The 20335-nt window shown below is 71.5% G+C and carries 14 protein-coding genes; 11 read left to right on the top strand and 3 right to left on the bottom strand.

Annotated elements, in window-relative coordinates; all coding sequences use genetic code 11:
• Positions 1–105: 105 nt before the first annotated feature.
• Positions 106–1599 carry a GTPase HflX gene (hflX, locus tag ACIGXJ_RS28180; RefSeq protein WP_399650877.1) on the top strand — a complete coding sequence of 498 codons (1494 nt, stop codon included), beginning with the start codon at positions 106–108 and terminating at the stop codon, positions 1597–1599.
• Between the two features lie 76 nt (positions 1600–1675).
• Here the strand turns inward: hflX and ACIGXJ_RS28175 are convergent, their stop codons facing one another.
• Positions 1676–2899, bottom strand: coding sequence for a trypsin-like serine peptidase (locus ACIGXJ_RS28175; RefSeq protein WP_399650874.1), 1224 nt, complete (start codon positions 2897–2899; stop codon positions 1676–1678).
• Between the two features lie 917 nt (positions 2900–3816).
• Here ACIGXJ_RS28175 and ACIGXJ_RS28170 point away from each other — a divergent pair.
• The 4 genes from ACIGXJ_RS28170 (at position 3817) to ACIGXJ_RS28155 (ending at position 10403) form a co-directional block, all read left to right on the top strand.
• Entirely contained in the window at positions 3817–5088 is a 1272-nt protein-coding gene (locus ACIGXJ_RS28170) for an aminotransferase class III-fold pyridoxal phosphate-dependent enzyme (RefSeq protein ID WP_399650870.1), read from the top strand.
• A gap of 71 nt (positions 5089–5159) precedes the next feature.
• Positions 5160–7361, top strand: a complete 2202-nt coding sequence (locus ACIGXJ_RS28165) for an IucA/IucC family protein (protein WP_399650868.1) — start codon at positions 5160–5162, stop codon at positions 7359–7361.
• Positions 7362–7422: 61 nt separating this feature from the next.
• A complete protein-coding gene (locus ACIGXJ_RS28160) occupies positions 7423–8208 on the top strand; it encodes a GNAT family N-acetyltransferase (protein WP_399650866.1) in 786 nt (261 codons plus the stop codon).
• A 218-nt stretch (positions 8209–8426) separates the two neighbouring features.
• Complete coding sequence (locus ACIGXJ_RS28155) at positions 8427–10403, top strand: ATP-dependent DNA helicase (protein ID WP_399650863.1); 1977 nt, start codon at positions 8427–8429, stop codon at positions 10401–10403.
• A gap of 180 nt (positions 10404–10583) precedes the next feature.
• On the opposite strand, the gene lexA is transcribed toward ACIGXJ_RS28155, so the two are convergent.
• Positions 10584–11363, bottom strand: coding sequence for a transcriptional repressor LexA (gene lexA, locus ACIGXJ_RS28150; RefSeq protein ID WP_399650860.1), 780 nt, complete (start codon positions 11361–11363; stop codon positions 10584–10586).
• A 729-nt stretch (positions 11364–12092) separates the two neighbouring features.
• Here lexA and nrdR point away from each other — a divergent pair.
• From nrdR to ACIGXJ_RS28135, 3 genes are all read left to right on the top strand, one after another.
• Positions 12093–12662: a transcriptional regulator NrdR gene (gene nrdR, locus ACIGXJ_RS28145; protein ID WP_399650857.1), complete on the top strand. Its 570-nt coding sequence runs from the start codon at positions 12093–12095 to the stop codon at positions 12660–12662.
• 166 nt (positions 12663–12828) lie between these two features.
• On the top strand, positions 12829–15714 hold the full coding sequence (locus ACIGXJ_RS28140; protein ID WP_399650854.1) for a vitamin B12-dependent ribonucleotide reductase: 2886 nt from the start codon (positions 12829–12831) through the stop codon (positions 15712–15714).
• A 568-nt stretch (positions 15715–16282) separates the two neighbouring features.
• The gene (locus ACIGXJ_RS28135) at positions 16283–17071 is read left to right on the top strand and encodes a DUF2785 domain-containing protein (RefSeq protein WP_399650852.1); all 789 of its coding nucleotides are present in this window, start codon (positions 16283–16285) and stop codon (positions 17069–17071) included.
• 3 nt (positions 17072–17074) lie between these two features.
• Here ACIGXJ_RS28135 and ACIGXJ_RS28130 read toward each other — a convergent pair whose 3' ends face one another.
• Complete coding sequence (locus ACIGXJ_RS28130; RefSeq protein WP_399650850.1) at positions 17075–17608, bottom strand: TerD family protein; 534 nt, start codon at positions 17606–17608, stop codon at positions 17075–17077.
• 147 nt (positions 17609–17755) lie between these two features.
• On the opposite strand from ACIGXJ_RS28130, the gene ACIGXJ_RS28125 reads away from it, so the two are divergent.
• From ACIGXJ_RS28125 to ACIGXJ_RS28115, 3 genes are all read left to right on the top strand, one after another.
• Positions 17756–18361: a YdbC family protein gene (locus ACIGXJ_RS28125; protein WP_399650847.1), complete on the top strand. Its 606-nt coding sequence runs from the start codon at positions 17756–17758 to the stop codon at positions 18359–18361.
• Positions 18362–18478: 117 nt separating this feature from the next.
• On the top strand, positions 18479–19162 hold the full coding sequence (locus ACIGXJ_RS28120) for a histidine phosphatase family protein (protein WP_399650844.1): 684 nt from the start codon (positions 18479–18481) through the stop codon (positions 19160–19162).
• Positions 19152–20057, top strand: coding sequence for an ADP-ribosylglycohydrolase family protein (locus ACIGXJ_RS28115; protein ID WP_399650842.1), 906 nt, complete (start codon positions 19152–19154; stop codon positions 20055–20057). The genes ACIGXJ_RS28120 and ACIGXJ_RS28115 overlap by 11 nt, the downstream gene beginning before the upstream one ends.
• The last annotated feature ends 278 nt before the right edge of the window (positions 20058–20335 follow it).

The following is a 20335-nucleotide window of genomic DNA, read 5'->3' as shown; positions in this document are numbered from 1 at the left end:
TCCCCGGAATCCCGGAGCTCCCGGGAATCTCCGGGGCTCGCGGGAATCCCCCGGGGTACTCGTACGTTGTGTCCAGTGACGAACCCCTATCGACGTAAGGATCCAATGACCTCCTCTTCTTCCCCTTCCCAGGACAACAAGCGCCTCGCGCACAGCTACCCCGAAGGTCTTCGGGCCGATGCCCTGATGGAAGAGGACGTCGCCTGGAGCCACGAGATCGACGGAGAGCGGGACGGCGACCAGTTCGACCGCTCCGAGCGCGCGGCTCTGCGCCGCGTGGCGGGCCTCTCCACCGAGCTCGAGGACGTCACCGAGGTCGAGTACCGACAGCTCCGCCTGGAGCGGGTCGTCCTCGTCGGCGTCTGGACCTCGGGAACACTGCAGGACGCGGAGAACTCCCTCGCGGAGCTCGCCGCGCTGGCCGAGACGGCCGGTGCCCTCGTCCTCGACGGTGTCTACCAGCGCCGCGACAAGCCGGACCCGGCCACCTTCATCGGTTCCGGCAAGGCCCTGGAGCTGCGCGACATGGTCATCGAGTCCGGAGCGGACACCGTCATCTGCGACGGTGAGCTCAGCCCCGGCCAGCTCATCGCCCTCGAAGACGTCGTCAAGGTCAAGGTCATCGACCGTACGGCCCTGATCCTCGACATCTTCGCCCAGCACGCCAAGTCCCGAGAGGGCAAGGCGCAGGTCGCGCTCGCGCAGATGCAGTACATGCTGCCGAGGCTGCGCGGCTGGGGTCAGTCGCTGTCCCGCCAGATGGGCGGCGGCAAGGGCGGCGGCCTCGCCACCCGCGGTCCCGGTGAGACCAAGATCGAGACGGACCGGCGGCGGATCCGCGAGAAGATGGCGAAGATGCGCCGGGAGATCGCGGACATGAAGACCGGCCGCGAGATCAAGCGCCAGGAGCGCAAGCGCCACAAGGTGCCGTCCGTGGCCATCGCGGGCTACACCAACGCCGGCAAGTCCTCGCTGCTCAACCGCCTCACGGGCGCGGGCGTCCTGGTCGAGAACGCCCTGTTCGCGACCCTGGACCCGACCGTCCGCCGGGCCGAGACCCCGAGCGGCCGGCTCTACACGCTGGCCGACACCGTCGGTTTCGTCCGGCACCTGCCCCACCACCTGGTCGAGGCGTTCCGCTCCACGATGGAGGAGGTCGGCGAGTCCGACCTGATCCTGCACGTGGTGGACGGCTCGCACCCGACCCCGGAGGAGCAGCTGGCGGCCGTACGCGAGGTGATCAGGGACGTCGGCGCCACCGAGGTACCCGAGATCGTCGTGATCAACAAGGCCGACGCGGCCGACCCGCTGACGCTCCAGCGGCTGATGCGGAACGAGAAGCGCTCCATCGCCGTCTCGGCCCGCACCGGCCAGGGCATCGCCGAGCTGCTCGCGCTGATCGACGCCGAGCTGCCGCGCCCCGCGGTCGAGATCGAGGCACTGGTGCCGTACACCCACGGCAAGCTGGTCGCCCGGGCGCACGACGAGGGCGAGGTGATCTCCGAGGAGCACACCGCGGAGGGCACTTTGCTCAAGGTGCGGGTGCACGAGGAACTGGCGGCGGAACTCGCGCCGTACGTTCCGGCCGCGCTCGCCTGAGCCTGAGCCGAGCCCGGCAGCACGACGGAAGGCCCGCCCCCTCACCGGGGGGCGGGCCTTCCGCTTGCTCAGGAGGTCACTGCGCGGCGGCGTACTTCTCGCTCACCTCGTTGAACACGCCCTCGGCGACCTCACCGAGGCGCGGGCCGGCCAGCCAGCCGCCGGTGATCGGGCCGATGGAGGTGTTGGACACCAGCGCGGGCTTGCCGTCCGAGCCCTCGGCGACCCAGCCGCCACCGGAGGAACCGCCGGTCATGGTGCAGCCGATGCGGTACATCGTCGGGTCGGTGGCGTTCAGCGACAGCCGGCCGGGCTTGTCCGCGCACTGGTGCATCGACTGGCCGTCGAACGGCGGCGCCGCCGGGTAGCCGGTCGCGGTGATGCTGTCGACCTTCGGCACCGCCGGGGCGTTGAAGTCGACCGGCAGCGCCGAACCGACCGTCTCCTCCAGCGACTTGCCCGAGCTGCCCTCCTCCGGCGTCACATGGATCACGGCGAAGTCGTAGCTCGCTCCGTCACCGCCGGTCGCGCCGCCCTGCTCGATCCACTGGTCGGAGGTCTGCACCCAGTCGCCCCACCAGACGCCGAACGGAGCGACCTGCTCCTTCGTGGCGTTCTCCAGCTCGGCGGTCGACATGCCCGAGTCGTTGTACGACGGCACGAACGCGATGTTGCGGTACCAGCCGCCCTTCTTGCCGGCGTGCACACAGTGGCCGGCCGTCCACACCATGTTCGACTTGCCGGGGTGGGCCGGGTCCTGCACGACCGTCGCCGAGCAGACCATCGTGCCCTCGGGCGAGTCGAAGAAGACCTTGCCCGCCTGCGGGACGCTCTCGTGGTACGGCGTCGACACGGCTCGCGCGTCCACCGGCTCCGGCTCCGGGTCCGTCACGCCCTGGTCACCGGAGATGTCGTTCTCGTCGACACCCTTGTCCGGCTCCTCGGCGTCCCGCATCCGGTCCGGGTTCCACAGGTCCTCGATGATCGGGTTGACGAAGTCCTCGGCCTCGCGCAGCCAGTCGTCCTTGTTCCAGTCCTTCCAGGCACCGTTGCGCCACTTGTCGATGTCGATCCCGTGTTCCTTCAGACGCTGCTTGATGTCGTCCGGGATCTTGATCTTGTCGTCGCCGGCCACGGAGGAGGCCGACGCCTCACCGCCCGCCGCCTCGTCGCCCGTCTCACAGGCCGTGGCGGTCAGCGTGAGCGCCGACACGAGAGCGACGGCGGCCGCGGCACGGGAGGTGCCGCGGCGCGCGCTCCCCCCTCGGCGAGCGGTGAACGACGGCCGTATGGAACGCATGTGCTGACTCCCCCTGCTGTGGACGAACGTGGCGCTGCACGCCAGGCGCCCCGCACACGGCGGGGCGTCCTGGAACGGCACCCCACACTATGCGGTCGCTGTGGGGGACTTCCGACGGAACGGCAACGGTTCGGATACAAGCGGCCTGACCTGGGCGGGACTTCGAGGTGACGTCTTGCGGCCGGTCAGTTCGGCGTACGGGACGGCGCGGTCCGTCGGGATGTCCGGTGGGGTCGGGGCCCAGGTGAGCCGGGGCCCCGAGGGAGCGGTGTGTGCTGGGTGCGCGGCGCGCTGTCGGCCCGTTGTGGAGCTTCGACGCAGGGATCTTGGAGCAACCCGTAACCCGGTCGCCGGTGCGGTGTTGGTAGCGGTGGGCGGGCGATTCGAACGCCGTGGGGGGACGGACTGCGTGACCGGGACCTGTCGTCGGGTGCTGGGGCGTTGGGAGTTGGGCGTTGGGCTGGGCTGGGCTTCGGCGTCGGGCGTCTGGCGTCGGGCTTGGTGTGGGGCGGCCCGCGGCCTGGCGTCCCGGCGGCCCGGCGTCGGGTGTCTGGGCATCGGGCGTTCCGGCCTCCGGTGGCCGGTGCTTGGGCCTCCGGCGCTTGGACGTCCGGCGCTTGGACGTCCGGCGCTCGGACGTCCGGCGCTCGGACGTCCGGCGTCGGGCGTCGGGTGTCAGGCGTCGGGTTTTCCGGTGCCGGGCATCGGGACGGCGGTGCACGGGCCCCGGGACGGCGGCGTCCGGGTGCCGGGACGGCGGTGTCCGGGTGCCGGGAGCCGGCGAGCCGGTCCCGGGCCCGGCTGGTTCGTGGGGAAGCCCGGGCCGGGCGGAGCAGGCCCGGCCGGCCTTGTGGTGGGGCGGGGGAGCGCGAGCGACGACTCGGCTCCGGACAGCGGGAGGACGGAGAAGAGTGACCGTGACTGAGGAGACTGCGCGCAGCCGGACCGTGCGCGAACCGGCGGCGCGCACCTATGCGCACGCCCTGCCGATCGTGCCGGTCCGCGCCCGCGGACTGACCATCGAGGGCGCCGACGGCCGCCGCTACCTGGACTGCCTCTCCGGCGCCGGCACACTCGCCCTCGGCCACAACCACCCCGTCGTCCTCGAAGCCATCCGCGCCGTGCTCGACTCCGGTGCGCCCCTGCACGTCCCGGACCTCGACACCCCTGTCGAGGACGCGTTCGTCACCGAACTCCTCCGCACCCTGCCTCCGGCCCTGGCCGACCACGCGTGCGTACGGTTCTGCGGTCCCTCCCGTACGAGCGCGATGGACGAGGTCCGCCGACTGGTGCGGTCCGCGACGGGCGGCACCGAGGTACTGACCCTCAGCGCCGCGCCGAGGGAGGGAAACCCGTCCCCCTGTGCGGGGAGCGTCCTCGAACTGCACGACATCGGGAGGGCGTTGGTCCCCGCGGTCAGCGACGTCAGCCGCCGACTCGCCATGTGCCGGACCGAGTCCGTCCGGCCGGCCGGCGTGATCGTCGAGGCCGTACGGAGCGACGACCGGGCCGGCCCCACCCCCGACGGCTGGCTGAGAGAAGCCCGTCGGCTCACCGCCGCCCGGGCAGTCCCCCTGATCGCGGACGAGACCGAGACCGGCGTCGGCCGCACCGGCGCCTTCTGGGCCGTCGAGCACAGTGGTGTCACACCCGATGTGATGGTCCTGTCCAAGGCCATCGGCGGCAGCCTGCCGCTGTCCCTGATCGTCCACCACGCCGACCTCGCCCCCGGCGCCCCCGCCGGCACGGTCCGGGGCAACCAACTGGCCATGGCAGCCGGCACGGCCACCCTCAGGTACGTCCGCGAGAACCGACTCGCCGAACGGGCCGCCACCCTGGGTCACCGCGTACTGCTACAACTCAGGGAGGCCGCCCGAGAGTTCCCGTGCATCCGCGAAGTGCGAGGGAGAGGGCTCCTGACCGGCATCGAGTTCGCCCCGCCTGAGACGGACACGGCCCAGGCCCATGCCCCGACCGGACCGCCGTTGCGCACAGCCGCCGCCGAACTGGCCGCCCGGGTCCAGCGCGAGTGCCTTCGTCGAGGCCTGATCGTCGGCCTCGCAGGCAGCGACTCCGACGTCGTACGGCTGCTTCCGCCCCTGACCATCAGCGACGAACAGGCCGAGGCCGTGACCGACCGGCTCTGCGAAGCCGTGGCGGCAGCGGCCCGCGGCCACCTCTCCGGGTAGCCCACCCCGGCCCCCGCGGACGTGTCCTGCCCCCACCCACCCCGCCGAAGGCGTCACCCTGAGGACCCCTGTTGAACACCACGCCCCCTCCCGACCGCAGCTCACTTCCCTCGGCGCCGACGCCCGACAGCGTCGAGGCCCGCTCTTCCGCCACCTGTGAGCCCCCGGTATCAGGCACCGCCGAGCCCCGCCCCCGGGCCGGGGAGCGGCCCGCGGTCCCGCAGCAGTACGCCCCTGGCCCCGCCGAGCCGGGCGGTGCGGGCGCCGCGGCATCCGAGCCCCGCGAACCGGCCGGCCCCGCGGAGCCGGGCGGTGCGGGCGCCGCGGCATCCGAGCCCCGCGAACCGGCCGGCCCCGCGGAGCCCCTCGACCATCCCGACCCCCAGGTGGCGGCCCAGGCCGCCGCCACCGAGAACCTCCTGCGCTGCTGGGTCCGCGAGACACGGCTCGGCGCCCCGGCGGACGGCGTCCTGCGCATCCCTCTCCCCGCCACCGGCGTCACCCTGCTGGCACCGGTGCGCCATTGGTCGCCGACCGGATGGCACCGCTTCGGCCCGCCCTCCCTCCACGACGCCCCCACGCAAGCGCCCACCCTCGACGCGGTCACGCTCGCCGCGCTCCTCGCGCGGGAGGCGGGGAGCGGCCTCGGCTCGACCCGGTCCGCAGCTCAACCGTCCGCAGCCTCCTCTGCCACGTCCGCCACAGCCGTCACAGGTGAGGCAGCCGACCTGGTCGCTCGCGTTGCGGATTCCGTACGCCGTACCGCCGCCTTCCTCGGCGACCGGCGGAGCCGGCCGACCGACGGGCCGGACCTCTTCCTCGCCGCAGAGCAGGCACTCGTACTCGGTCACCCGCTGCACCCCACTCCCAAGAGCCGAGAGGGTCTCACCGAGTCCGAAGGGAGCCTCTACTCGCCCGAGTTGCGCGGTTCGTTCCCGCTGCACTGGATCGCGGTCTCTCCTGCGGTTCTGGCCACCGACTCGGCCTGGACCGAGCGCGGCCGCGTCGTCCCCGCCCCGCAGCTGACCGCACGACTCGCCGGTCCGGGGCTGCCCCTGCCCGACGGTCACGCCGCGCTGCCGCTGCACCCCTGGCAGATGCGGGAGATCCGCAACCGCCCCGAGACCGCCCCCCTGTTCGACGCCGGACTCCTCAAGGACCTCGGCGCACACGGTGCCCCCTGGTCTCCCACCTCCTCCGTACGCACCGTCCACCGCACCGCCGCTCCGGCCATGCTCAAGCTGTCGCTGGGCCTGCGGATCACCAACTCCCGCCGGGAGAACCTGCGCAAGGAACTCCACCGGGGCGTGGAGGTCCACCGTCTGCTGCGCAGCGGCCTCGCCCGCCGGTGGCAGGCCTCCCACCCCGGCTTCGACATCGTCCGGGACCCGGCCTGGCTCGCCGTCGACGGGCCGGACGGCCGGCCCGTGCCCGGGCTGGACGTGATGATCCGGCACAACCCGTTCACCGCGTCGGACGACGTGAGCTGCGTAGCCGGCCTGGTCGCTCCCCGGCCCTGGGCCGGTGCCTCCCGGGCGTGGTCAGACGACCCCAGGGGCTGGGCGGACAACCCCACGGGCTGGGCAGACGCTCCCCTCTCCTGGGCGGAGCCCGGCACGGGAGGCGGTAGCCGGGGATCGGGCCGTACGGTGGTGCGGTCGCGGCTCGCCGCGCTGGTCACACGGCTCGCCGGCCGGACCGGCCGCCCGCCGGGAGCGGTCGCCGCCGAGTGGTTCCTGCGCTACCTGGAGCACGTCGTCCGTCCGGTGCTGTGGCTGGACGCGGAGGCCGGCATCGCCCTGGAGGCGCACCAGCAGAACACGCTGCTCCTACTCGACCCCGACGGCTGGCCCGCGGGCGGGCGTCACCGCGACAACCAGGGCTACTACTTCAGGGCTTCTCGACGCGACGACCTGGAGGCGCAGCTTCCCGGTATCGGCAAGGACAGCGACACCTTCGTCTCCGACGAGGTCACGGACGAGCGCTTCGCCTACTACCTCGGCATCAACAACGTACTGGGCCTGGTGGGCGCGTTCGGTTCGCAGCGTCTCGCGGACGAACGGCTGCTGCTCGCCGCGTTCCGCCGCTTCCTCGAAGGCGTCGCCACCGGTCCCGCCCGGCTGCGCACGTCGCTGCCCGCCCGGCTGCTCGACTCACCCGACCTGCGCTGCAAGGCCAACCTGCTGACCCGCCTGCACGGTCTCGACGAACTCGTCGGCCCGGTGGACACGCAGTCGGTCTACGTCACCATCGCCAACCCGCTCCGCTCGTGAGCACCCCTTCAGCGCCCGCTTCTGAGGAACATGCCTCAGCCCATCTCCCGAGAGGAGCGTCGTGCCTCCCACCGAACCGAGTGCCGACCCCGGCCCCCTGTCCGTCACCGAGCTCACCGACAGGCCCGGGCAACTCCTGGGCGGGGACGTCGAGGACACCCTGGACCTACGGCTTCCGGACGACTTCCTCGCGAGCCTCTCCGAGGGCCCCGGGGCGGCCACCCTCTCCGAGGAGGCGGCGGTATGGGCCGGCACCGAGCCCGTCACGGGCCGGGCGGACCTGCTCGACGGGGTCGGTGCATGGGGCCCGACGGTCACCTCCGCGGGGGTCTTCCAGCTGGTCCCCGTACATCTCGGCCGCGACCTGCCGCTCGTCGTCCGCTGGATGAACGACCCCGCCGTCGCGGCCTTCTGGGAGCTGGCCGGCCCGCCCCGGGTGACCGAGCAGCACCTGCGGCAGCAGCTCGCCGGTGACGGGCGCAGCGTCCCCTGCCTCGGCCTGCTGGACGGCAGCCCCATGAGCTACTGGGAGATCTACCGGGCCGACCTCGACCCGCTGGCCCGCCACTACCCGGCCCGGCCTCACGACACAGGGGTCCACCTGCTCATCGGCGGCGTCGCCGACCGGGGGCGCGGGCTCGGCGGCACGCTCCTGAGAGCCGTCGCCGACCTCGCGCTCGACAACCGTCCCGCCTGCGCACGTGTCGTGGCCGAGCCCGATCTTCGCAACACCCCCTCCGTCTCGGCGTTCCTCACGGCGGGCTTCCGGTTCGCCGCCGAGGTGGACCTTCCCGGGAAGCGGGCCGCCCTGATGATCCGCGACCGGTGCCTGCGTCATCTGCTCTAGCCACAGAGCCGTCGTCTCTGCGGCCGGCCTCGCGCGCCCAAGGCCTGCCGCGCGCTGCCACGTCTCACCTCAGGGCCGCCGCCCGCCGTGGCGACCGGCCGCCCCCGCCCGCGTCCGCCAGGCCGCCTCACCCACAAGAGACCCTCAGCCTTGATCCCGCCCCTCCCGTCACCCGCGATCACCCGTTTGTCAGTGCCGAGCCGTAGGGTGGACGCGCTATGACGAAGCCCTCACTCCCCGAACTCCTGCATGCCGCTGTCTCCGCTGTCGGCGGCACGGAGCGCCCCGGCCAGGTGGCCATGGCCGAAGCCGTCGCGGAAGCGATCGACGACGGCTCGCATCTGCTGGTGCAGGCCGGCACCGGCACCGGTAAGTCGCTGGGCTACCTCGTGCCCGCGCTCGCGCACGGGGAGCGTGTCGTCGTCGCGACCGCGACGCTGGCCCTGCAGCGCCAGCTCGTGGAGCGGGACCTGCCGCGCACGGTCGACGCGCTGCACCCGCTGCTGCGCCGCCGCCCGGAGTTCGCGATGCTCAAGGGCCGGTCGAACTATCTGTGCCTGCACCGCCTCCACGAAGGCATGCCGCAGGACGAGGAAGAGGGCCTCTTCGACCAGTTCGAGGCCGCCGCGCCCACCAGCAAGCTGGGCCAGGACCTGCTGCGGCTGCGCGACTGGGCGGACGAGACGGAGTCCGGCGACCGGGACGATCTCACGCCGGGCGTGTCCGACCGCGCCTGGTCCCAGGTGTCGGTCTCCTCGCGCGAGTGCCTCGGCGCCACGAAATGCGCGTACGGCGCGGAGTGCTTCGCCGAGCTGGCGCGCGAGCGGGCCAAGCTGGCGGAGGTCGTCGTCACCAACCACGCCCTGCTGGCCATCGACGCCATCGAGGGCGCCCCGGTCCTGCCGCAGCACGAGGTGCTGATCGTGGACGAGGCCCATGAGCTGGTCTCCCGTGTCACCGGCGTCGCGACGGGCGAGCTGACCCCCGGCCAGGTCAACCGCGCGGTACGGCGAGCGGCGAAGCTGGTCAACGAGAAGGCCGCCGACCAGCTCCAGACGGCCGCGGAGGGCTTCGAGCGGCTGATGGAGCTGGCCCTGCCCGGCCGCCTGGAGGAGATCCCCGAGGACCTCGGCTACGCCCTGATGGCGCTGCGCGACGCCTGCCGTACGGTCATCTCCGCGATCGGCGCCACACGCGACAAGTCGGTCCAGGACGAGGACGCGGTCCGCAAGCAGGCCCTGGCCTCCGTGGGGGGTGTGCACGACGTCGCCGAGCGGATCACCAACGGCTCGGAGTGGGACGTCGTCTGGTACGAGCGGCACGACCGCTTCGGTGCCTCCCTGCGCGTGGCCCCCATGTCCGTCTCGGGCCTGCTGCGCGAGAAGCTGTTCGCCGACCGCTCGGTGATCCTCACGTCCGCCACGCTGAAGCTGGGCGGCGACTTCAACGGCGTGGGGGCGTCCCTGGGCCTCGCCCCGGAGGGCACGTCGGGCGACGACCTGCCGCACTGGAAGGGCGTCGACGTGGGCTCGCCGTTCGACTACCCCAGGCAGGGCATCCTCTACGTCGCCAAGCATCTGTCGCGCCCCGCGCGGGACGGCGAGCGCACCGACATGCTGGACGAGCTGACGGAGCTCATCCAGGCGGCCGGCGGACGCACACTGGGCCTCTTCTCCTCCATGCGGGCCGCCCAGCTCGCGGCCGAGGAGCTGCGCTCGCGCATCCCCGAGTTCCCGATCCTGCTGCAGGGCGAGGAGACCCTGGGCGAGCTGATCAAGAACTTCGCGGCCGACCCCAGGACGTGTCTGTTCGGCACGCTGTCCCTGTGGCAGGGCGTCGACGTCCCCGGCCCCAGCTGCCAGCTGGTGGTGATGGACAAGATCCCGTTCCCGCGCCCGGACGACCCGCTGATGAGCGCCCGCCAGAAGGCGGTGGAGGAGGCCGGGGGCAACGGCTTCATGGCGGTCGCCGCGACCCACGCGGCCCTGCTCATGGCCCAGGGGGCCGGTCGCCTCGTGCGGGCGACGGGCGACCGCGGCGTGGTCGCCGTACTGGATCAGCGGCTGGCCACGGCCCGCTACGGCAGCTATCTGAAGGCGTCGCTGCCCGACTTCTGGTACACGACGGACCGCAACCAGGTGCGGAAGTCCCTGGCGGCGATCGACGCCGCGGCGAAGCAGACGGAAGAGAAGTGACCGTGGGGGCTCGTCCCGCGCCGGGGCGGGCCCCCACCGATCCTCATGAGCCGCTCACCGGGCCGGGACTATGCGCGGGCCGCTCACCGGGCCGGGACAGCACAGGACCCCGGAACCGGCGCAGAGGTTCCGGGGCCCGGTCAGGGAGGCGGGTGGTCGGCGGGCCCGCCGGCAGGAGGGTCAGACGCGGCGGAGGACGGCCACGACCTTGCCGAGGATGGTCGCGTCGTCGCCGGGGATGGGCTCGTAGGCCGAGTTGTGCGGGAGCAGCCAGACATGGCCGTCCTCGCGCTTGAAGCGCTTGACGGTGGCCTCGCCGTCGAGCATGGCGGCGACGATGTCGCCGTTCTCGGCGACGGGCTGGCGGCGGACCGTGACCCAGTCGCCGTCGCAGATCGCGGCCTCGATCATGGAGTCGCCGACGACCTTCAGGACGAACAGCTCACCGTCACCGACGAGCTGCCGCGGCAGCGGGAAGACGTCCTCCACCGACTCCTCGGCGAGGATCGGGCCACCGGCGGCGATCCGGCCGACGAGGGGGACGTACGACGCGGCCGGCTTGCCCGCGGTGTCCGTCGGCTGCACGGTGGCGGCCTGGTCCGAGCCGCGGACCTCGTACGCGCGCGGGCGGTGCGGGTCGCGGCGCAGGAAGCCCTTGCGCTCGAGCGCCATCAGCTGGTGCGCGACCGACGAGGTGCTGGACAGGCCGACCGCCTGGCCGATCTCGCGCATCGACGGCGGGTAGCCGCGGCGCTGCACCGAGTCCCTGATGACCTCGATCACCCGGCGCTGCCGGTCGGTCAGGCCGGAGCTGTCCGCCCTGATACCTGGAGGTCGGCCCGGCAGGGAGCGCTTGTGCCCCTCGGGATTCACGGATTCGTTCATCGCATGCACCGGCTCGAGTCGGCCCGGGGAGCGGTCCTGGGCGGTGATGGTGGCGCTGTCTGTGGTGGTGGTCACGTCGGCCCCTCTCGATTGTCTCCCTGCCCGGACAACGGTAGTTGCTTTCGAAAGGTTGCGCCAAACACACGTTCGAGTGAAAAAACGCGATTCGCCTGACGTGATCATGTGTCCGGGTGTATGGCTGACGAGCTGTCTAGCGGGCAAAAGGGTGCATTGCTGTACTCTTCACCGCTGGGTCCGCCGCGTGGGTGCGCCCAGTCTGCCATCCATGGCCCGGAAGGCGGGGCACCGGCCCTCGCTTGCCCGGGAGTCCCACATCTCCTCCGTGCGGCGCCCACGCTATCCCTGCCGGATGTCCCTGCGGTGAGGCACGCCTCGTGACGCACGTCTCGGGCGTGGCGAGAAGGTCTCGGGGTACGTCTTCGGGGCGTGGCGAGAGGGCGCCTCGTGCGCCCCTCCAGGGTGCGGCGCGAGGGCTTCCCGGTCGGATGCGGGAGCGGCCGCGCAGGCCCCCTGCCCGGTCCCGGCCGGCCCGGGCGCGCCGCCGGCTCCCGGGCCCCGCCGTACGGCGCAGGCGTCCGGGCCCCGCGAGCGGCCGCGACACGCGGCTCGGCGTGCATGTATGAGCCAATCCCCACATCTAGTGGTTGGATGACGACAGCAGCCCACAAGTTGTGGTCCCCCCGGTCTCCAGGCCGTTCGGCATCGCCTATGCTTGTGGCTGCTTCGAGGGGCCCAAGGGGCTCCTGAGGCTATTGAGTCTGCTGTGAGGAGGGTTGGGAGTTCATGCACTGCCCCTTCTGCAGGCACCCCGACAGCCGGGTCGTCGACAGTCGTACGACCGACGACGGCACGTCGATCCGCAGGCGCCGCCAGTGCCCCGACTGCTCCCGTCGTTTCACGACCGTGGAGACGTGCTCGCTCATGGTGGTGAAGCGGTCCGGAGTCACCGAGCCCTTCAGCCGTACGAAGGTCATCAACGGCGTGCGCAAGGCGTGCCAGGGACGACCGGTCACCGAGGACGCGCTCGCCCAGCTCGGCCAGCGGGTCGAGGAGGCCGTGCGGGCCACCGGGAGCGCCGAACTGACCACCCACGACGTGGGGCTGGCCATACTCGGCCCGCTGCAGGAACTCGACCTCGTGGCCTATCTGCGGTTCGCCTCGGTCTACCGGGCGTTCGACTCGCTGGAGGACTTCGAGGCGGCCATCGCGGAGCTGCGGCAGACGACCTGCCCCGCCGCGGACGAAGCCGCGGACGAAGAGGACCGCGAGAACACCGGCGCGGGGAGCCAGAAAGACGAACGCGGAAACGGGGAAACCGTCCAGGTCCCCGAACCCGCGGGTGCCGCCGACTGACCGGCGGGCCGGCACGGACGCGGCAGTCCGGGCCGGCCGGGTCGAGGCGGCCTGATGAAGACCTGTTGCGGGCGGCACGCGGGTGCCCGCAACACCAGACAGAACACCGTGCCACGGGAACATTCGGGGCACTTCAGGGCGTTTACGCCCGTACCAGGGAGGCGGCATGACAGAGACGGCGAGCGGTCCGGCACGAGGTTCCCGAGCTAAGGGCGCCAAGGCCACCAAGGGACTGCGCATCGAGCGCATCCACACCACCCCCGGCGTACACCCGTACGACGAGGTGACGTGGGAGCGCCGTGACGTCGTCATGACCAACTGGCGCGACGGCTCGGTCAATTTCGAGCAGCGTGGCGTCGAGTTCCCCGACTTCTGGTCGGTGAACGCGGTCAACATCGTCACCAGCAAGTACTTCCGCGGTGCCGTCGGCACCCCGCAGCGCGAGACCGGCCTCAAGCAGCTGATCGACCGCATCGTGAAGACCTACCGGAAGGCCGGCGAGGACTACCACTACTTCTCTTCGCCCGCCGACGCGGAGATCTTCGAGCACGAGCTGGCCTACGCCCTCCTGCACCAGATCTTCAGCTTCAACAGCCCCGTCTGGTTCAACGTCGGCACGCCCCAGCCCCAGCAGGTCTCCGCCTGCTTCATCCTGTCCGTCGACGACTCCATGGAGTCGATCCTCGACTGGTACAAGGAAGAGGGCATGATCTTCAAGGGCGGCTCCGGCGCCGGCCTGAACCTCTCCCGCATCCGCTCCTCCAAGGAGCTGCTGTCCTCCGGCGGCAACGCCTCCGGCCCCGTCTCCTTCATGCGCGGCGCCGACGCCTCCGCAGGAACGATCAAGTCCGGTGGCGCCACCCGCCGCGCGGCCAAGATGGTCATCCTCGACGTCGACCACCCCGACATCGAGGACTTCATCGAGACCAAGGTCAAGGAAGAGGAGAAGATCCGCGCCCTGCGCGACGCGGGCTTCGACATGGACCTGGGCGGCGACGACATCACGTCCGTCCAGTACCAGAACGCCAACAACTCGGTCCGCGTGAACGACGAGTTCATGAAGGCGGTCGAGGAGGGCGGCAAGTTCGGCCTGCGCGCCCGTATGACCGGCGAGGTCATCGAGGAGGTCGACGCCAAGTCCCTCTTCCGCAAGATGGCCGAGGCCGCCTGGGCCTGCGCCGACCCGGGCATCCAGTACGACGACACGATCAACCACTGGCACACCTGCCCGGAGTCCGGCCGCATCAACGGTTCGAACCCCTGCAGCGAGTACATGCACCTGGACAACACGTCCTGCAACCTCGCCTCGCTGAACCTGATGAAGTTCCTGAAGGACGACGGCAAGGGCAACCAGTCCTTCGACGCCGACCGCTTCGCCAAGGTCGTCGAGCTCGTCATCACCGCGATGGACATCTCCATCTGCTTCGCGGACTTCCCGACCCAGAAGATCGGCGAGAACACGCGCGCGTTCCGCCAGCTCGGCATCGGCTACGCCAACCTCGGCGCCCTGCTGATGGCGACCGGCCACGCCTACGACTCCGACGGCGGCCGCGCCCTCGCCGGTGCCGTCACCTCCCTGATGACCGGTACCGCCTACCGCCGCTCCGCCGAGCTCGCCGCGGTCGTCGGCCCGTACGACGGCTACGCCCGCAACGCCGACGCCCACAAGCGCGTCATGAAGCAGCACGCCGACGCCAACGACAAGGCCGTCCGCATGGACGACCTGGACACCCCGATCTGGGCCGCCGCCACGGAGTCCTGGAACGACGTGCTGCGCCTCGGCGAGAAGAACGGTTTCCGTAACGCCCAGGCGTCCGTCATCGCCCCCACCGGCACCATCGGCCTGGCGATGTCCTGCGACACCACCGGTCTCGAGCCCGACCTCGCCCTGGTGAAGTTCAAGAAGCTCGTCGGCGGCGGCTCGATGCAGATCGTCAACGGCACCGTCCCGCAGGCCCTGCGCCGCCTGGGCTACCAGGAGGAGCAGATCGAGGCGATCGTCGCCCACATCGCCGAGCACGGCAATGTGATCGACGCCCCCGGCCTCAAGCCCGAGCACTACGAGGTGTTCGACTGCGCCATGGGCGAGCGCGCCATCTCCCCGATGGGCCACGTCCGCATGATGGCCGCGATCCAGCCGTGGATCTCCGGCGCCCTGTCCAAGACGGTCAACATGCCGGAGACGGCGACCGTCGAGGAGGTCGAGGAGATCTACTTCGAGGCATGGAAGATGGGCATCAAGGCCCTGGCCATCTACCGCGACAACTGCAAGGTCGGCCAGCCGCTCTCCGCGAAGACCAAGGAGAAGGAGAAGGTCGAGGAGAAGGCGGTCGAGCCGGCCAAGGTCGAGAAGGTCGTCGAGTACCGCCCGGTCCGCAAGCGCCTCCCGAAGGGTCGTCCCGGCATCACCACGTCCTTCACCGTCGGTGGCGCCGAGGGCTACATGACCGCCAACTCCTACCCGGACGACGGTCTCGGCGAGGTCTTCCTGAAGATGTCCAAGCAGGGCTCGACCCTCGCGGGCATGATGGACGCCTTCTCCATCGCGGTCTCCGTCGGCCTCCAGTACGGCGTGCCGCTGGAGACGTACGTCTCGAAGTTCACCAACATGCGCTTCGAGCCGGCCGGTATGACGGACGACCCGGACGTGCGGATGGCGCAGTCGATCGTCGACTACATCTTCCGCCGCCTGGCGCTCGACTTCCTGCCCTTCGAGACCCGCTCCGCCCTGGGCATCCACTCCGCCGAGGAGCGCCAGCGCCACCTCGAGACGGGCTCCTACGAGCCGCTGGACGACGAGGACGTCGACGTCGAGGGCCTCGCCCAGTCGGCGCCGCGCGCCCAGGAGCTCAAGGCCGTCGCCGCCCCCAAGGCCGAGGTCGAGGCGGCCAAGCCCGCTCCGAAGCAGGCCCACACCAGCGCCGAGCTGGTGGAGATGCAGCTGGGCATCCAGGCCGACGCCCCGCTGTGCTTCTCCTGCGGCACCAAGATGCAGCGGGCCGGCTCCTGCTACATCTGCGAGGGCTGCGGCTCGACCAGCGGTTGCAGCTGATCCGCTGACCTGTGAGTGAGAGAGGGGCGCCGGCTTCGTGCCGGTGCCCCTCTTCGCCGTACAGGAGAGCCACTTGGCACGGGCACGCGCGTGTGCCGTGTCGGGTTCCCGGGCTGTGGGTGCGGACAGGCGCGTGCGCCGTCGGTTCCGGCTCCACGTGTCCGCACATGCGCGCGTGCGCCGTCGGTTCTGGCTTCACGTGTCCGCACATGCGCGCGTGCGCCGTCGGTTCTGGCTTCACGTCTCCGCACATGCGCGCGTGCGCGGTCGGATTCTCGGGGCACCGCGTGGGTGCGGTGCGCAGGCCGTCGGCTCCTCGGGCTTCCCGTCCCGCGCAGGCGCCTACGCCGTCGGTCCTCGGCTCCCGTGTGCACACGCGTGTGCCCGTCGGCCGGAGCGCGGCCACGCGCGCGTACGCCGTGCCTTTCGTGCGGGCACACTCGTGTGCCCGTCGGCCGGAGCACGGGTACGGACGCCTACGCCGTGCCTTTCGTGCGGGCACACGCGTGTGGCTCACGCGCTCTCAGGGCGTGCCCCGCGCGCGCCGGTCTCGTCATAGGCTCCGCGCATGCCTGCCTCGCATCGCTACGACAGTGACATCCGCGCGCTCACCGGCGCACCCCGCGCTGCCGCGCTCGACGCGCTCGTCGGCGACCTGTGCTCGCCGGACCCGCGCGTCCGGGACGACGGAGCCTACGTGACGGCCGCGCGCTGGATACCCGCGCTGGAACCGGCAGAGCGGCATGAGCTCGGTGACCGCGCGGTCGCGTACCTCGCGCACCCGGCCGTCCAGGCGAGGGCCTTCGCGCCGCTGGTGCTGGCGCGGATCACGGAGGCCGGGGACTGGTGTGAGACGTGGTGGCGGCCCTTCGCCCAGTGGTACCCGGCCGAGCGGGACCTGCGCGGCTACGACGCCGCCCTGGGGTGGGTGCACGCGGTCGCGCACGGCGCCGATCTGCTGGCCGCCCTGGCCCGGCATCCCGGCCAGGACCCCGCCTCGCTCGCGGACCTCGCGGTCGCCCGGCTGCTGGCGCCGACCGAGCATGTCTTCGACGCTCAGGAGGACGACCGCCTCGCCTACGCCCTCGCCCGCATCCTCAGCCACCCGGACCTCGGCGCGGAGGCGTCCACCGCGTGGCTCGGTCCCGTCGAGAAGGCCTTCCGGACGGGCGAGCCGGGGCCGGTGCCGCCCTGGGCCTCCAACACCATGCGGACCCTGCGGATGCTGTACGTCCTGGCCGACCGGGGCCTGCGGACCCGGAACACCGACGAGCCGCTCCACACGGTCACCCACCGCGAGAGCGTCCTCGACGCCCTCGCGGCGACGCTCGCAGTCGTCGCGCCGTACTCGGGGTGAGCGTCAAGGTCGGCCGAGTGAGCCCATGATCTGCGCGAAGGCGGCGGGGTCGTCCTCGAAGCCGTGCACGCCGGGCTGGAAGTCCCAGTTGCCGGCCCCGTCACGGATGAACTCCGCGACGGTCACCGCCGTGGCTCCCCGGACGCCGCTGAAGTCGTCCTGGGCCAGGTCGGTGTACCCCTCGCGGATGCGCAGGCCCGGGTTGACGACGCCTGCGAAGGTCCGCCGCGCGGGGCGCTGCTGGAGGATGACACCGACCAGCACGCGCGCGTAGCGGGCGTCCAGCCGGTCGAGCTCCAGCGTCATGACCTCGTCCCAGCCGAAGCCCTTGCCGTCCTTGCTGTCCCGGTTGAGGTGGATCGTGCCGTCGGGGGAGCGGCTGTCGAAGTGCACGAGGTAGTCGGGATCGCCGTACGGGGCGCTCTTGAGGTAGGTGCCGGCGACTATGTCCAGGTCGGTGGGCGGCTGCCCGGCCGGGCTCGGATCCCACTTCAGGGCCACCTCGACCTTGTGGATGCCCTTGATGAGGTCGTTCACCAAATTCCCCTTCCCCCTGTGTCCGTGAACTCAACTTCCGCGTGGCGGAGGCCGGTTGCCATCCTGCCACGCGCGCGCGTACCGCTGCCCTGCGGCTGTGCGCGCGAGGGCGGCCCCCGCCACGGTCCGTGGCCTTACCATGGCGCGGTGCTGGTCAAGTGGATTCGCTGCACCGTGGTGGACCGCCGCGGTTTCGAGCGGGGGCAGCGGAAGTGGGCGGGGCTGCCCGGCGAACCGGGTTTTCGCGGACAGGGCGGAGGGTGGAGCCGGATACGTCCGTCGGTGGCCCATGTCTTCGCCTTCTGGGAGAGCCGTGCCTTCTACGACTCCTTCATGGCGCGCTCCCACGACCGGCTGGCGGCCGCCCAGGCCGGCACCTTCAAGGACGCCCAGGTCAGGCTGTTCGAGTACCGCTTCGACGTGAAAACCGGGTTCGAACCGCGCTTCACCGACGCGGACCTGATCCGGGTGGCGCTCTGCCGTGTCCACGAGGACCGCGTCGACAACTTCACCCTGATGCAGGAGAAGGTCTGGAACCCGGCGATGGCCGGCTCGCCCGGCATGATCCGCGGTCTGTTCGCCGAGGCGCCGGGCAACGAGTTCATGGTCATGTCGATGTGGCGGTCGGCCGCGGAGCACGGAAAGTACCGCACCGAGCGGGTGGAGCGGCTGGCTCTGCGGGCCCAGACGGAGGCCGACATCGCCGCTCTGACCGGGGACATCGTGGAGCTGGAGCCCTCCTGGACGGTGTGATCCGCCCCATGTGATCTCTGCCCGCCGAGTGTTCGTCGACGGGTGAACGGTGTGACCTACGCCGTATGGAGCCCGCACAGGTGCTCGGTCGGGGCTCGCTCGAACTAGGGTTTTGGCATGGCACGACCACGGCGCATCGTCCTTGTCCGGCACGGCGAGTCAACCGGCAATGTTGATGACACCGTGTACGAGCGCGAACCCGACCACGCGCTCGCGCTGACCGAGCGCGGCTGGCAGCAGGCCGAGGAGACCGGCAAGGACCTGCGGGAACTGTTCGGACGCGAACGTGTCAGCGTCTATGTGTCCCCCTATCGCCGTACGCACGAGACCCTGCGCGCCTTCCACCTCGACCCCGAGCTCATACGGGTACGCGAGGAGCCCCGGCTGCGCGAGCAGGACTGGGGAAACTGGCAGGACCGCGACGACGTACGCCTGCAGAAGGCGTACCGGGACGCCTACGGGCACTTCTTCTACCGCTTCGCCCAGGGCGAGAGCGGCGCCGACGTCTACGACCGGGTCGGCGGCTTCCTGGAGAGCCTGTTCCGCAGCTTCGAGGCGCCGGACCATCCGCCGAACGTCCTCATAGTGACCCATGGCCTCGCCATGCGCCTGTTCTGCATGCGCTGGTTCCACTGGACGGTGGCGGAGTTCGAGTCGCTGTCCAATCCCGGGAACGCGGAGATGCGGATGCTCGTTCTCGGGGACGACGGCAAGTACACACTGGACCGGCCATTCGATCGCTGGCGAGATCCGGAGTCGTACGGCGATCACTGGATAGAGTGGCAGGGCGATGACCGCTGATTCCTCTCCCTACGAGCGCCTGGGGCGCGCCCTGGCAAGCCTGCGCGGACTGGCGGTGGGAGACGCGCTGGGCTCGCAGTTCTTCGTGCCGGTGAACTATCCGCTGCTCAAGCGACGCGAACTGCCGGCCGGCCCGTGGCAGTGGACGGACGACACGGAGATGGCCTGCTCCGTGGTGGCCGTCCTCGCCGCCCACCACCGCATCGACCAGGACGCCCTCGCCCTGTCCTTCGCCGAACACCACGACTTCGACCGCGGCTACGGCCCTGCCGTCAACCGGCTGCTGAGGCTGATCCGAGAGGGCGGCGACTGGCGCGAGCTGTCCGCCGCGCTCTTCAAGGGGCAGGGCTCGTGGGGCAACGGCGCCGCGATGCGCATCGCGCCCCTGGGCGCCTGGTACGCCGACGATCCCGAGCAGGCCACCCACCAGGCGGAGATCTCCGCCTATCCCACGCACCAGCACCGTGAGGCCGTCGTCGGAGCGATGGCCGTGGCCGCCGCCGCCTCGCTGGCCGCCGCGCCCAGCGGGCCGCCCAGTCCCGAGGCCCTCCTCGACGGTGTCATCGACCTTGTGCCGAAGAGTGCCGTGGGAGCCGGCCTGCGCCGCGCACGGGACATGCTCGACTACGGCGACGCGGCCACGGTCGCGGCCGTGCTGGGCTGCGGGCGGCGTACCTCTGCGCATGACACCGTGCCCTTCGCCCTGTGGTCGGCCGCGCGCCGCCTCGGGGACTACGAGGAGGCGTTCTGGACGACGGCCCAGGTCGGTGGTGATGTGGACACCACCTGCGCGATCGTGGGCGGTGTCCTCTCCGCGGGGAAGGCCGGCACACCGCCTGCCGCGTGGGTGGAGCGCACGGAGGCCGTGCCGGACTGGGTCCCGGCCGCCGGCTAGAGCGGCTGGGAAGCGGAACCGGCTCCACGGCAGGTACCCCAGGGGCGCGGGGGACTGCGCGACCGGCCCAGGACGGCCCGCAGTCACCCGGCAACCCCCAGGTGGCACTCAGCTGACCTTCTTGGCCTTCTCCAGCGCCTCCGCAAGGTCCTGCCGCGTTCGGGAACTCTCCGTGTGCGCCGGGAACTCTGCGTGACCCCGAGGCGTTGTCGTGATGACTGCCCGCACAGGATGGTGCGGCGGTGCCGACGGCGGCGAAGGGGGTGGGCGGTGACGGA

Origin of the sequence: Streptomyces sp. NPDC053367 (assembly GCF_044545925.1) — a bacterium.
Classification (GTDB): domain Bacteria; phylum Actinomycetota; class Actinomycetes; order Streptomycetales; family Streptomycetaceae; genus Streptomyces.
Note: the sequence above shows the minus strand (reverse complement) of the source record. Positions and strands in the feature narration are given on the sequence as shown.

Bases quoted from the DNA above. Each gene is read 5' to 3' on its own strand.
- hflX (WP_399650877.1), top strand. From the start codon at position 106: ATGACCTCCTCTTCTTCCCCTTCCCAGGACAACAAGCGCCTCGCGCAC.
- ACIGXJ_RS28175 (WP_399650874.1), bottom strand. From the start codon at position 2,899: ATGCGTTCCATACGGCCGTCGTTCACCGCTCGCCGAGGGGGGAGCGCG.
- ACIGXJ_RS28155 (WP_399650863.1), top strand. From the start codon at position 8,427: ATGACGAAGCCCTCACTCCCCGAACTCCTGCATGCCGCTGTCTCCGCT.
- nrdR (WP_399650857.1), top strand. From the start codon at position 12,093: ATGCACTGCCCCTTCTGCAGGCACCCCGACAGCCGGGTCGTCGACAGT.
- ACIGXJ_RS28140 (WP_399650854.1), top strand. From the start codon at position 12,829: ATGACAGAGACGGCGAGCGGTCCGGCACGAGGTTCCCGAGCTAAGGGC.
- ACIGXJ_RS28135 (WP_399650852.1), top strand. From the start codon at position 16,283: ATGCCTGCCTCGCATCGCTACGACAGTGACATCCGCGCGCTCACCGGC.
- ACIGXJ_RS28120 (WP_399650844.1), top strand. From the start codon at position 18,479: ATGGCACGACCACGGCGCATCGTCCTTGTCCGGCACGGCGAGTCAACC.
- ACIGXJ_RS28115 (WP_399650842.1), top strand. From the start codon at position 19,152: ATGACCGCTGATTCCTCTCCCTACGAGCGCCTGGGGCGCGCCCTGGCA.